Below are 13170 nucleotides of genomic sequence, written 5' to 3'. Positions count from 1 at the left end.
TTACTCCGCCTCCTCGATCTTTTTTGCTTCCGCTTTCATGCGGGCAATGCGCTGGGCCAGCTCCGGCGGCATATCCACCTTGGGAGCGCGGGGGTCCAGCAGCCAGGTGGCCGCATAGTGGGTATCGGTGATCTTGAACATGGGCGGGTCTACCTCGTCATCAATGTTCAGCGCAAAATGGTTGCGAGGGGCAAAGGCGTCGCCCGGCTTCTCATGCAGCAGGTTGGGCGGCGAGCCGGGGATGGTGTACAGGCGGTCGTCGGCGGTGTCCAGATCGGGCATGGCGGACAGCAGGCCCCAGGTGTAGGGGTGGCGGGGCTCGTAGAAGATCTCGTCGATAGTGCCCGTCTCCACGATCTTGCCGGCGTACATGACGTCCACATAATCGGCGACTTTGGCCACAACGCCCAGGTCGTGGGTGATGTAGATGACCGAGATGCCGCGCTCTTTCTGGATGGAGCGGATCAGCTCCAGGATTTTGGCCTGAATGGTCACGTCCAGAGCGGTGGTGGGCTCATCGCAGATGAGCAGGTCGGGGTCGCAGGCCAGCGCGATGGCGATGACCACGCGCTGCCGCATACCGCCGGACAGCTGATGGGGGTAGTTCTTCATCCGCTTTTCCGCATCGGTGATGCCCACCTCTTCCAGCAGCTCCACAGCCTTTTTGTAGGCCTGATCCTTGGGCATTTTGAAGTGCCAGAGCATTCCCTCCATGATCTGCTTGCCGATCTGCATGGTGGGGTCCAGGCTGGTCATGGGGTCCTGGAACACCATGGCGATCCGCTTGCCGTTGATGTGGCGGCGGATCCACTTTTTGTCTTTCTGCAGCAGGTCCACGGTCTCGGGGGAGCCGTCGGCGTGGTGGTAGCTGAACTGGATGGAGCCGCTGTTGACGATGGCGTTCTGGGCCAGGATGCCCATGGCGGCTTTCATGGTGACGGACTTGCCCGAGCCGGACTCGCCGACCAGAGCCACCGTCTCGCCCTTGTACAGGTCGATGTTCACGCCGCGGATGGCGTGGACCTTGCCTGCGGTGGTCTTAAAGGTGATGTCGAGGTCACGCACCGACAGCACCTGTTCTTTTTTGTTTTCAGGCATGGTGTGTTCCTCCTTACATGCTCTTCATCTTGGGGTCCAGTGCCTCGCGCAGACCATCGGCCACCAGGTTGAAACTGAGCATCAGCAGGCTCATGACCACGATGGGCGGGATGATCTGGTAGGGGTGGGTGGTAAAGCTGTTGTACAGCTCACTGATGAGCGAACCCAGCGAGCACTGGGGCACCGGGATGCCCAGACCCACGAACGAAAGGAAAGCCTCGGTAAAAATAGCGGTGGGGATGCTGAACATGACCTGGGTGATGATGGGTCCGATGATGTTGGGCAGGACTTCCTTAAAGATGATGAAGAAGCTGCCCGCACCCAGCGTGCGGGACGCCAGCACGAACTCCTGATCTTTCAGTTTGAGCATCTCGGCACGGGCAATGCGGCTCATGCCCACCCACTCGGTCAGCATCAGGGCAAAGATAATGGTGATCATGCCGGGCTGCAAGATCAGCAGCAGCAGGGTCACGATGACCAGACGGGGGATGCCGTTGGCCACTTCGAGGAAGCGCTGCATCAGCAGATCCACTTTTCCGCCAAAGTAGCCTGAGATCAGGCCGTAACTCATGCCAATGACCATGTCGATGATGGCGGCAGCCACGGCGATGATGAGGGAGACGCGGGCACCCTCCCAGGTGCGGGTCCAGATGTCACGGCCATACAGGTCGCTGCCGAACCAGTAGTACACATCGTCCTTGCCTTTTTCGACGTAATTGTTGACGATCTTGGTGCCGGTGGTGGTGCTCATCTTCTCGCTGCCGTCCAGAATGCCGAAGCTCTCGATGCCCGGCACACGGGGGGCAAAGTTTTTCTGGCTCAGCTCCTGGCCGGAGTAGGTGTAGCTGTTCATGCCCGGGCCAAAGATGGCCAGCAGCACGATGAACACGATGAGGATGAGGCCCAGCACGGCGCTCTTCTTGCGGAAGAAGCGGATGCGGGCATCTTTCCAGAAGCTCTGGGCTGCAAAGTTGGAGTCCACGGCGATCTCATCGTCGTTGTGCTTGAGGGTGAAATCCGCCTCGTTGAACTTGTGCTCGGGGTACAGACCATCCACGGTCTGGGTGATGGCGGCGGCGGTGGATTCGCCGCCCAGCCGGATCGCTTTTTCTGCCATATCAGTCGTCCCCCTTTGCCAAACGGATGCGCGGGTCAATGATGCCGTACAGCAGGTCAACGACCAGCATGATGCCAATGTACATGGCGCTGTAGATAAAGCTCAGACCAATGACAACGTTGTAATCGTTGGACTGGATGGCCGTCACCAGCAGGCTGCCCACGCCGGGGATGGCGAAGATCTTCTCGACCACCAGAGAGCCGGTCATCAGATCCACGATCAGAGGAGCCAGCACGGTGATGATGGGGATGAGGGCGTTGCGCAGCGCGTGACGGAAGATCAGCGCCGGGCCGGAGATGCCCTTGCTCTCGGCCAGCAGCATGTAGTCGGAATCCAGCACCTCGATCATTTCACTGCGGGTAAAACGGGCAATGGACGCCATGGTGAACATGGAGAGCGACACGCTGGGCAGCACGCTGGAACCAAAGATGTCTTTTGCGGAGAACAGCATGGGGAACCAGCGGAGCTTGAAGCCGAAGGTATAGCTCAGTGCCAGCGCAAAGACGTAGGACGGCACCGAAACGCCGATGACCGAGATGATGGTGGCGACGGTATCAAAAATGGTGTCCCGCTTGAGGGCGGCGATGATGCCCAGCACCAGGCCCACCAGCGCGCCCAGCGTGACGGCCATGCCGCCGATCTGGATGGAGATGGGCAGGCGGGCCTGCACCAGCTGGGAGATGGGCGTGTTCTTGGAGATGTTGTAGCTCACGCCCAGGTCGCCCCGGAGCATGTTGCCCACATAGCGGAAGAACTGGATGTAGATGGGCTGATCCAGACCATACTTGGCGTACAGCGCAGCCCGCATGTCAGCGGTCAGCTTTTCATCGTTGAACGGGGAGCCGGGCATCAGCTGCATGAGGATGAACAGCACCAGCAGGATGGCCAGCAGCGTGAACAATGAGGTCAGAAGCCGCTTGAGCGTATATTTTTTCACGACGGGTGAACCCCCTTTTCTTTTGCAGCTGCGGTCAACCGTGCGCGAGCTGCGGACAGGTACGATGCCAAAAAGGCGCACAGTGGCTTTTGCGGGCCACTGTGCGGCCTTGTTCAGCAATGGATGTTCAATTAGACGCTCTTGGTGGTACGCTTGTACACGCGGTTCAGAGCGCAGGGGTGATGCTCCACACCCTTGACGGCGGAGGAGATCATCTCGGCGTTGCACTGGCCGTACAGCGGGAAGATGACGACCTGATCCAGCACGATGGCTTCTGCGTCGTACATGGCAGCCCAGCGGCCCTCGGGGTCGGTGCACAGGTCACCGGTGGTGCACTCGGCGATGATGGCATCGTAGTCGGCGTTGCTCCACAGACCGTAGTTGTTGGAGTTGCCGGTGACCCACATGCCCAGATAGGTCATCGGGTCAGCGTAGTCGGGGCCCCAGCGGGTCAGGCCCAGCTGGAAGTTGCCGTCCTGCAGATCCTGCACACGCTGCTTCTTGGGCTCCACGGTCAGGTTGACGGTCAGGCCCTCCAGCGTGGTCTCCAGCTGCTCCTTGACGACCTGTGCCACTTTCTGGGGAGCATCGTCGGCATCAACGACCAGATCAAAGGTGAACGAATCCTTGCCCAGTTCGGCCTTGGCAGCCTCATAGAATTCCTTGGCCTTGTCCGGATCGTATGCGCAGGAATCTGCAAACTTGGTCTGATCGGCGCTGAAATCGCTGCCGTCGGGGCCGGTTGCAAACTGTGCAGGCACAGCGGTGTAAGCAGGGGTGGAACCATCTTTCAGCACGTCGCCGGTAATGGCGTCGCGGTCCAGTGCAAAGGTCATGGCCTTGCGCAGGTTCAGGTTGGCCAGATCCGGCACACCGTCCACGTTGGGGCTGATGTACCACAGGTAGCCGGCACCCACGCTGGTGAACTCGGGGTCATCCTTGACCTGATCGACCTGCTCGCCGTTCAGCAGGGTCATGTCCAGAGCACCGGTCTGGTAGCTCATCAGGGCCTGCTGGCTGTCCTTAATGACCTGGTAAGCCAGACCATCCAGAGAAATGGAGTCAGCGTCGTAGTAATCGGGGTTCTTGGCCAGCTCAAATGCGGTAGCAGCGGGCTGGTAATCGGTCAGGATGAATGCGCCGTTGGACAGCACGGTGTCGGGGCTGGTGCCAAAGGTGTCGGCGCAGGTGTTATAGAATGCCTCGTTGACGGGGTAGAACGTGGGGAAGTACATCAGGCTCAGGAAGTAGCTGACAGGAACATTCAGCTGGACCTCCAGGGTCTTGTCATCCACAGCGGTCACGCCCAGGTCGGTAACGGGCTTCTCGCCGGCAATGATCTCAGCGGCGTTGACCACCTGACCAATGTCGGACAGCATGTAAGAGTACTCGGAAGCGGTGGCGGGATCGACGGCGCGCTGCCAGCCGAACACGAAGTCCGCAGCCGTCACGGCATCGCCGTTGGACCACTTTGCATCGCGCAGGTGGAACGTGTAGGTCTTGCCGTCCTCGCTGATGTCATAGGTCTCTGCAATGGCGGGCACGGCAGAACCGTCTGTATCCATCTGCATCAGGCCGTCGGTGTAATCGGCGATGACCTCAAAGGAGGTGCCGTCGGTTGCGACCTGCGGGTCCAGAGACTGGACCTCGGTCTCCAGCATGACGTTCAGGGTGCCGCCGGCAGCCGTGCCAGCAGCTGCGGAACTTGCACCGGAAGCTGCGGTAGAAGCAGCAGCCGTGGAGCTGGAAGAACCGCCGCAGGCCGTCAGGGCCAGAGCAGCAGCGGAGACACCTGCAGCAGCCAGGAAGCTGCGGCGCGAAATACGACGATCGAATCTCATAATATCTTTTCCCCTCTCTTCACCGCTTTAAAGCTATAAAGCGATATCTTCTAAAAAATGCACAGGGCGGTCTGCTCCCCCTCTGGAGCTTCACACACCTTTGTGCTATGGCTGCATTATACTCCCCGTTGCACAAAAAGAAAAGTGGTTTTTCGCTGTTTTGACGGGAAAGTGGGTGATTTCTGTGAAATGCCCAATGATGCAAAAAATCTACTTGCTAATTTTTGTATAGTTTTGCTCTTGCACTGTATCCAATACAAGGACAACTTGCATGAAATGAGTAATACTTGTATTTTGTGCAAGGACGAATCTTGCGGGTTACTTTGTTTTTGAAAGAAAACGGCTCATTTTTCTTTCTCGTCACTTGAACAATCGTCATCTGTTTTTACACCGGAAACAAAAAGAGCCGCTGCAAATGCAGCGGCTCTGAAACGATGAGATTTTACTTTGCGTATTCGACGGCACGGCTCTCGCGGATGACGTTGACCTTGATCTGGCCGGGGTAATCCAGCGTGTCCTCGATCTTCTTGGCAATGGAGCGGGCCAGCAGGATGACCTGATCGTCGCTGATGACGTCGGGCTTGACCATGATGCGGACCTCACGGCCTGCCTGCACGGCAAAGGCCTGCTCAACGCCCTCAAAGCTGGAAGAGATCTCCTCCAGGTTCTCCAGGCGCTTGACATAGCTCTCCACGTTCTCACGGCGGGCACCCGGGCGGGCAGCGCTGATGGCGTCGCAGGCCTGGATGATGAATGCCAGCGGGGTCTTGGGCTCCACGTCGCCGTGGTGGGCCTCAATGGCGTGGATGATCTGGGTGTTCTCTTTATACTTGCGGCAGATGTCCACACCGATCTGGACATGGCTGCCCTCGATCTCGTGGTCCAGCGCCTTGCCGATGTCATGCAGCAGGCCGGCGCGGCGTGCCAGCGTGACATTGACGCCCATCTCGCCTGCCAGCAGACCGGCCAGCCAGGCCACCTCCATGCTGTGGGTCAGAGCGTTCTGGCCAAAGCTGGTGCGATACTTCAGGCGGCCGATGAGTTTGATGAGGTCGGGGTGCAGGCCGTGGATGCCAAGCTCCATCACGGCTTTCTCGCCCTCCCGCTTCATCTGCAGCTCCAGGTCGTGGCGGCACTTCTCCACCGTCTCCTCAATGCGGGCGGGGTGGATGCGGCCGTCACCGATCAGGCGCTCCAGCGTCATGCGGGCCACCTCACGGCGGGTCTGGTCAAAGGAGGACAGGGTGATGGCCTCCGGGGTATCGTCGATGATGAGGTCCACGCCCGTGGCGGTTTCCAGCGCGCGGATGTTGCGGCCCTCGCGGCCGATGATGCGGCCTTTCATTTCATCGCTGGGCAGCGGAACGACGCTGACCGTGGTCTCACTGCAGTGGTCGGCAGCGCAGCGGCTGATGGCCTGGCCCACCAGATTGCGGGCGATGTTCTCGCAGTTCTCTTTCAGGTCGGTCTCATAGGCGGCCACACGGACAGCCTTTTCGTGGGTGAGCTCCTCATCCACCTTGTGCAGCAGCACCTCGCGGGCGTCTTCCTGGCTCAGGCCGGCCAGCGTTTCCAGCCGCTCCATCTCCTTGGCGCGCAGGGCGTCTACCTCAGCCAGATGGGCGTCGGCTTCCTCGTGCTTCTTTTTCAGTTCCTCTTCCTTGCGCTCCAGCGCCTCGGTCTTGCGGTCGAGGGCGGTCTCTTTCTGGTCCACGCGGTTTTCCTGGCGGCTGATCTCGGCGCGGCGCTGCTTGATCTCCTTGTCGGCTTCGGCTTTCTGGGCGTCCACTTCGGCTTTCAGCTTGAATGCCTCGTCTTTTGCTTCCAGGATGGCTTCTTTTCGTTTCTGGTCTGCGGTCTTGATCGCTTCGTTCACCAGGCGGGTAGCCTCGGCCTCGGCACTGCCGATCTGAGCCTCAGCGGTTTTTTTACGGTTGTTATAACCAATAAAATAACCCGCGGCACCTGCCACAACGGCGATCACGACTACGACCACAATCACTGCGATTGTGGGCATCGTGTTCACTCTCCTCAAAAAATCAAATTTAATGAGACGCTGCGAAACAGGGCGTGGGTTTTTGAAAAAATCCAGCTTTCAACGGAAAAGTGACAACAAAACGATACGCAGAGGAGAAAACTCCCCCTGCGGGCGGAATGATGCAGCTTTTTGATTTACAAGTTTATCTTATAAAAACGGGCAGATGAAGCCCCATTGAAATATTGGTTGCGGAATGCCCCGGCACGCAGCGTCAAGGATTCCATACTACTATCTATATTACGAGAGATTCCGGACATTGTCAAGGGAGAAGCTTGTTTGAAGGCGAATTATTTTGAAAAAATTTTTACTCCAGATACATCCGGCGCAGCCGCATGAGGCGGGCGGGGGTCAGGCCGTACTCGGCTTCCAGGTAAGCGTCGGTGGTGCCGTACTGCTCCCGGATGGTCTGTAAGACGAACGGCCCGTCGTCCGGGTGGACGCCCGAGATGCCCAGGTAGAAGTATTTCTGCTCCGGTCGGGCGGCGATCTCCTCGGCGTGCTCGGCCCACAGGGCCTCGATCTCTTCCTTGCGGCAGGTGTTGGACTGGACGAAATCGGCGCAGATGGTCTCATCGGAAGCGCCGAGGGCCAGCAGGATGAGCATGGCGGCCACGCCCGTGCGGTCCTTGCCGCCGGAGCAGTGGAACAGCACCGGCGTTTCGCCGGCTTCCAGCGCCCGGAACAGCTCTTTGTAGGCCTTGTTGCCGTGGAGCATCCGCTCATACATGGCCCGGGCCATCCGGTTGCCCTCGTCGGGCATCCCTTTCAGCAGGGTGAAGCGGTCTTCCGGGGAGAAATCCACTTCTTTGCCGTCTTCGAGGCAGAGGCCGCAGATCTGCACCAGCCGGGCACCGTCCGGCACATAGTCCGGGGCCGCGGCGGCTTCGGTGCCGCTGCGCAGGTCAAGGATGAGGCGGAGGCCCAGGCTGTCCAGCAGCTTGCGGTCCGCCGCGCTGGTCAGGCAGGCCGTGGTGATGCCGCGGTAGATCTGCCCCCATTTGACATGCTTGCCCTCGTCGGCCTCATAGCCGCCCAGCTCTCGGAAGTTGTGTCCGCCCGCAAAAGGCAGGGGGGTGCCGGGTGCCGGGTGCACGGGTGCGGCAGCGGCCGGGGCGGTGCTGGAAAGCACCGGGAAGTTGTAGAACGGCTTGGCCGGGCGTCCGCGGCGGGGCGGCAGGCTGGCGGCCCCGCCCAGCACCTCCATCAGATAGCTGCGGAGCAGGTCGATGTAGGCGGAACTGTGGTCCCGGCGCTGCACCAGCGAGACACAGAGTGGGGGCAGGTCTTCCAGCAGGACGTCCCGCACCCGGTCCAGCTCCCGCCGGGCCCCCGGCTCGTACCGGGTCAAGCAGGTGCAGAGCTGCTCCTGTACTAAATAGTAGGCCTGATAGAAGCTGGGGCCCACCTCCGCGTCCGGCGCAAAGCCTGCCCGGGCGCAGCTGTCCCACAGGGGGGCAAACAGATCCTGCCGCAGGCTGGGCAGCAGCACGCGCTGGCCCCGCAGCTCGGCGAGGGGAACGCTCTCTTTCTCCCAGAACGGGTGCCCCCGGGGCACCAGCAGGCAGGCGGGGTCGGCCCGGAGGGTGGTGCGGGCCAGCACCTTGGCGGCGCAGCCCAGGTCCATCACGAGACCGGCGTCCAGCTCTCCCTGCTCCACGCCATCGGCCACGGTATCGTTGGCCAAAAGGCGGAACCGCATTGCAATGTGGGGGTACTGCTGGCGGAATTTGTCCAGCTGTGTTTCCAGCCCGGGCAGGTAGTCCGGCACGAGGGACACGCTGATGCCGATGCGGACGGGCTGGGCAGACTGGATCTCCGCATGGAGGGCGGCCTGCATCTGCTGGAACTGCTCCACCACCGGCGCGGCATGGCGCTGCAGGCTCACGCCCCGGTCGGTGAGGGAGAGCTTGTGGTGGGCGCTGACAAACAGCGGGCCGCACAGCTCGGCTTCCAGCGCGGTGATGCACTGCCGCAGTGCCTGGCGCGACAAAAACAGCCGCTGGGCGGCGCGGGTATAATTCATCTCTTCGCACAGGACCAGAAAATAGTGCAGCTGGCGGATATCCATGGGCCCCTCCTGAAAGCAGTGCTGCGGATGCACTGTAATATATTAAAGAATAACGCGGTTTCCGTGAATTGTAAAGAAGATGGGAATAAAAAACATGAAAAATACGCAACCAGACCGCACTTTGGTTGACAGGGCATTCACAAGGTGGTATCATTAAACTCGCCTGAATCTAAAAGTATAATAACATACCAGCTTGATAGGTTTTGTGGCAAAACAGCCCGGCACCCTTTCAACCGGGCGGATGATAAAAGGAGATTTCACCATGGCATCTAAACATTCCATCAGCCGCCGCAGCTTCCTGAAAGCCGTCGGCGCAGGCTCTGCCGCTGTGGCAGCAGCCGGTGTCCTGACCGCCTGTGGCGGTTCCTCCAGCAGCACCGCGTCCTCTGCAGCGTCCGCTGCTGCTTCTGCCGCTCCTGCTACCACCGAGCTGGCCGCAGAGCAGGTGCTGAACCTGATCTACACCGACCTGGCCCTCATTGATGTCAACGATGTCCGCAACTCCAACGAGTTTGAAGTGCTGACCGCTGTGCAGGAGGGCCTGTTCCGCACCTTTACCGATGAGAACGGTGTGGATGTGGTCGAGAACGCGGGCTGCGAGAGCTATGATGTCTCCGACGACGGCCTGACCTATACGTTCCACCTGCGTGAGGGCATGGTCTGGAGCGATGACCAGCCCGTGACCGCCCAGAACTATGTGGACAGCTGGCTGCGTCTGGTCAACCCCGACCTGGCTTTCAGCTACGCGTTCCTAGCTTACGGCATCGTGGGCGCGGAGGATTACTGCGAGAACGGCGGCAAGCTGGAAGATGTGGCTGTGGAGCTGGTGGATGACCTGACGTTCAAGGCTACCCTGACCACCCCGGACCCCGCCTTTATTAAAAAGGTTGGCATGGTCTGCTTCTACCCCGTCCGCAAGGACCTGATCGATGCAGCTGAGGCCGCGGGCGGCAACTGGACCAACGATTATACCCTGCACGTTTATAATGGCCCGTTCTACATCAGTGACCGTGTGCTGGAAAACAACATGACCCTGAAGAAGAACGAGAAGTATTGGAACGCCGACGAGGTCACCCTGACCCAGATCAATCTCCGTGTCGTCGATGAGACTTCTACCCAGGCTCAGCTGATGGAGAGCCAGCAGATCGATGTGCTGAAGCTGACCGATTTTGAGTATGTGGACCGCTGGCAGAACAAGGTTGCTGACGGTACGTTCCAGTACTTCGGCAAGGACGAGCCCAGTGTGAACTATCTGGTGCTGAACCAGCACACCGAGGACGGCGCGACCGGCGGCCCCTCCGGCGTGATGCTGAACCCCAAGTGCCGCAAGGCCATTGCACTGGCCTTTGACCGCGAGGAGTTCAACGCCATGTTCAAAGAGGGCCTGGTTACCACCGCTTACGGCGTCATCCCCTACGGCATCACCGTGGGCGAGCAGGAGTTCCGCGCGGCCAATCCGGAACCCTATGCAGACGAGGATACTTCTCCCGATACCATCAAGGCCCTGTTTGAAGAGGGCATGGCCGAGGCCGGCGTGGCAGGCACTGCCTCTGACGTGACCCTGACCGTCATCTCCTACGGTGCCACCACCGAGAAGACCAGTCAGCTGGAGTGGTTCAAGCAGCAGCTGGAGGGGAACCTGGGCGTCAAGGTCCAGATCGACACCTACCCCGATACCAGCACGTACGTGACTGCCCGCAACGCCCAGCAGTACGATTTCTACCTGCAGGGCTGGAACGGCGACTACAACGACCCCATGACGTTCTTTGAGCTGTGGGTCACCGGCAGCGGCTACGCCAAGTTCATGGGCGGCTACTCCAACCCCGAGTACGACGAGATGATCGAGAAGGCCGGTGCCAGCCAGGACGATGCCGAGCGCATGGAGCTGTTCGGCAAGGCTGAGAAGCTGCTGCTGGACGAGGGCGGTCTGGTGCCTCTGTACTATGATAACAGCCAGATCTATGTCCAGAGCTACGTCTCCGGCCTGAGCATGCCCATGTTTGGTTCTGACTTCGAGTTCTCTCGTGTCAAGATCCTGGCACACTGATCCCGATCAAACTCTCGCTTTTGGAGAGAGCGGGGAGAGCCACAGCGTTCTCCTCGCTTATTTTTGTATTCCGGGGTCCCCCCGATGCCCGGATAAAAAGAGGATTTAGCTGCTATGAAAATGCTACAATATACGGTGAAACGGTTTGTGATCATGCTGTTCACCCTGTTCATCATCGCAACAGCAACGTTCTTCCTGCTGGCAGCCACCCCCGGCGATGCCCTCTCGGCCCGCGTGGAAAAGCTGCCGGACAGCGTGGCTGCCCGCATGTATGCGAAATACGGCCTGGACAAGCCTGTGATGGAGCGCTACGTCATCACCATGAAAGGCCTTGTCCACGGCGATTTTGGCGAGTCGATCATTTATGAGGGCCAGACCGTCCAGTCCATCATCAAGGAAAAAGCCCCCATCTCGGCCCGGCTGGGCATCCAGCAGATGCTGCTGGGCGTTTCCCTCGGTCTGGCACTGGGCGTGCTGGCAGCCGTGAAAAAGGGCTCGTTCTGGGATTATCTCGTCGTGGCCCTGTCCATTTTGCTCATCTCCGTGCCAAACCTGGTGTTTGCGCTATTGCTGCAACAGGTGTTTGCGGGCAAGCTGGGGTGGTTCCCGGTCATCGGCTGGCCCAGTAACCATCTGTGGACCAGCGGCTGGAACTACACCGTGCTGCCCACTCTGGCGGGCTGCTTTGGCTACATCGCGTCCTATGCCCGCCTGCTCAAGGCCAGTATGCTGGATGTCATGAATCAGGATTACATCCTGACTGCCGAGTCCAAGGGCCTCACCCACCGGGAGGTCATCCTGCACCACGTCCTGCGCAACTCGTTCATCCCCATCGTGACCAACCTCCCCATGAGCGTGGCCATGTGCATTACCGGCTCGTTTTTCATTGAGAGCGTCTTCTCCATCCCGGGCCTGGGCCTGTACTACGTCAATGCCGTGGCGGCACAGGATGTCACCATCGTCATGGGCGAGACCGTCATTCTGGCAGCGCTCTACATCATCGTGGTCTTTGTGACCGATATTCTGTACACCGTCGTCGATCCCCGCATCCGGATCCGCGGCGGCAAGCGGTAAGGAGGCGCGGCATTATGAGTGAAACTGCAAAATTCCTCACCCCGGAGCAGGCAGCCCGGGTGGACCACAGCCGCTTTGACGCGGAAAAGATCGACCGTCCCACCATCACCTACTGGCAGGGCGCGTGGCGCCGACTCAAGAAGAACCCGCTGGCTGTCGTCGCCATGGTGATGCTGGCCGTGGTCCTCTTCTTCGTGCTGCTGGGCCCCACCATCAGCGGCCAGGAGTACATCAAGATCAACGCGTCCATCAAGAATACGGCTCCGAACAGTGCCAACTGGTTTGGCACCGACACCATGGGCCGTGATATCTTCTGCCGTGTCTGGATCGGCGCCCGGCTGTCCCTCATCGTGGCACTGGTCTGCTCCACCATCCAGATCGTGGTGGGCTGCGCCTATGGCGGTGCCATGGCTTACTTTGGCGGCACCGTGGACAGCGTGATGATGCGTGTTATTGAGGTCATCACCTCGTTCCCCTCCCTGCTCATCACCCTGCTCATCATGATGGTGGTGGGCCAGAACGTGGGCGGCCTGCTGTTTGCCATGTGCATCACCTCCTGGTGCGGCACGGCCCGCCAGATGCGCGGCCAGCTCATGCAGCTGCGGGAATCCGAGTATGTGCAGGCGGCCCAGATGATCGGTGCCTCCCCGGTCCGCATCATCATCAAGCACCTGCTGCCCAACACCGTCAGCATCCTGATCCTGAACCTCTGCTCCAGCATCCCCAGCTATATCTTTACCGAGGCCAGCCTGAGCTTCCTCGGCATGGGCCTGTCCAGCGATGTCATCAGCCTGGGCGTCCTCATCAGCCAGGGCAAGGCCAAGATGGATTTCTACCCCTGGCAGCTGTTCTTCCCGGCGGCAGTGCTCTGCATTGCGGTGCTGGCGTTCAACCTGCTGGGCGATGGTCTGCGCGACGCGCTGGACCCCCGCACCATTGAATAAGGAGGC

Annotated in this window: 9 protein-coding genes; 3 read left to right on the top strand and 6 right to left on the bottom strand. The window is 59.8% G+C overall.

Features of this window, described 5'->3' with window-relative positions:
- From C4N22_RS06445 to C4N22_RS06420, 6 genes are all read right to left on the bottom strand, one after another.
- Positions 1 to 1098, bottom strand: coding sequence for an ABC transporter ATP-binding protein (locus C4N22_RS06445; protein WP_112115512.1), 1098 nt, complete (start codon positions 1096 to 1098; stop codon positions 1 to 3).
- Between the two features lie 13 nt (positions 1099 to 1111).
- The gene (locus C4N22_RS06440; protein ID WP_112148377.1) at positions 1112 to 2215 is read right to left on the bottom strand and encodes an ABC transporter permease; all 1104 of its coding nucleotides are present in this window, start codon (positions 2213 to 2215) and stop codon (positions 1112 to 1114) included.
- A gap of 1 nt (position 2216) precedes the next feature.
- Entirely contained in the window at positions 2217 to 3152 is a 936-nt protein-coding gene (locus tag C4N22_RS06435; protein ID WP_112148563.1) for an ABC transporter permease, read from the bottom strand.
- Positions 3153 to 3283: 131 nt separating this feature from the next.
- Positions 3284 to 4993 carry a peptide ABC transporter substrate-binding protein gene (locus tag C4N22_RS06430; protein ID WP_112148376.1) on the bottom strand — a complete coding sequence of 570 codons (1710 nt, stop codon included), beginning with the start codon at positions 4991 to 4993 and terminating at the stop codon, positions 3284 to 3286.
- 442 nt (positions 4994 to 5435) lie between these two features.
- Positions 5436 to 7010: a ribonuclease Y gene (gene rny / locus C4N22_RS06425; RefSeq protein WP_022256928.1), complete on the bottom strand. Its 1575-nt coding sequence runs from the start codon at positions 7008 to 7010 to the stop codon at positions 5436 to 5438.
- A gap of 325 nt (positions 7011 to 7335) precedes the next feature.
- The gene (locus C4N22_RS06420) at positions 7336 to 9099 is read right to left on the bottom strand and encodes a tyrosine-protein phosphatase (protein ID WP_022256929.1); all 1764 of its coding nucleotides are present in this window, start codon (positions 9097 to 9099) and stop codon (positions 7336 to 7338) included.
- Between the two features lie 262 nt (positions 9100 to 9361).
- Here C4N22_RS06420 and C4N22_RS06415 point away from each other — a divergent pair, with 262 nt between their 5' ends.
- From C4N22_RS06415 to C4N22_RS06405, 3 genes are all read left to right on the top strand, one after another.
- Positions 9362 to 11146: a peptide ABC transporter substrate-binding protein gene (locus tag C4N22_RS06415; protein WP_181567181.1), complete on the top strand. Its 1785-nt coding sequence runs from the start codon at positions 9362 to 9364 to the stop codon at positions 11144 to 11146.
- A 114-nt stretch (positions 11147 to 11260) separates the two neighbouring features.
- Positions 11261 to 12220 carry an ABC transporter permease gene (locus C4N22_RS06410; protein ID WP_347476101.1) on the top strand — a complete coding sequence of 320 codons (960 nt, stop codon included), beginning with the start codon at positions 11261 to 11263 and terminating at the stop codon, positions 12218 to 12220.
- Between the two features lie 14 nt (positions 12221 to 12234).
- Positions 12235 to 13164, top strand: a complete 930-nt coding sequence (locus C4N22_RS06405; protein ID WP_022256932.1) for an ABC transporter permease — start codon at positions 12235 to 12237, stop codon at positions 13162 to 13164.
- Positions 13165 to 13170: the final 6 nt, after the last annotated feature.

The sequence above is a fragment of the Faecalibacterium prausnitzii genome, assembly GCF_003287495.1.
Classification (GTDB): Bacteria; Bacillota; Clostridia; order Oscillospirales; family Ruminococcaceae; genus Faecalibacterium; species Faecalibacterium prausnitzii_I.
The sequence above is the reverse complement of the archived record's forward strand: the minus strand, read 5'-3'. Positions and strand labels throughout refer to the sequence as shown.

Coding starts and splice junctions, on each gene's coding strand:
- rny (WP_022256928.1), bottom strand. CDS start 7,010: ATGCCCACAATCGCAGTGATTGTGGTCGTAGTCGTGATCGCCGTTGTG.
- C4N22_RS06420 (WP_022256929.1), bottom strand. CDS start 9,099: ATGGATATCCGCCAGCTGCACTATTTTCTGGTCCTGTGCGAAGAGATG.
- C4N22_RS06430 (WP_112148376.1), bottom strand. CDS start 4,993: ATGAGATTCGATCGTCGTATTTCGCGCCGCAGCTTCCTGGCTGCTGCA.
- C4N22_RS06405 (WP_022256932.1), top strand. CDS start 12,235: ATGAGTGAAACTGCAAAATTCCTCACCCCGGAGCAGGCAGCCCGGGTG.
- C4N22_RS06410 (WP_347476101.1), top strand. CDS start 11,261: ATGAAAATGCTACAATATACGGTGAAACGGTTTGTGATCATGCTGTTC.
- C4N22_RS06440 (WP_112148377.1), bottom strand. CDS start 2,215: ATGGCAGAAAAAGCGATCCGGCTGGGCGGCGAATCCACCGCCGCCGCC.
- C4N22_RS06445 (WP_112115512.1), bottom strand. CDS start 1,098: ATGCCTGAAAACAAAAAAGAACAGGTGCTGTCGGTGCGTGACCTCGAC.
- C4N22_RS06415 (WP_181567181.1), top strand. CDS start 9,362: ATGGCATCTAAACATTCCATCAGCCGCCGCAGCTTCCTGAAAGCCGTC.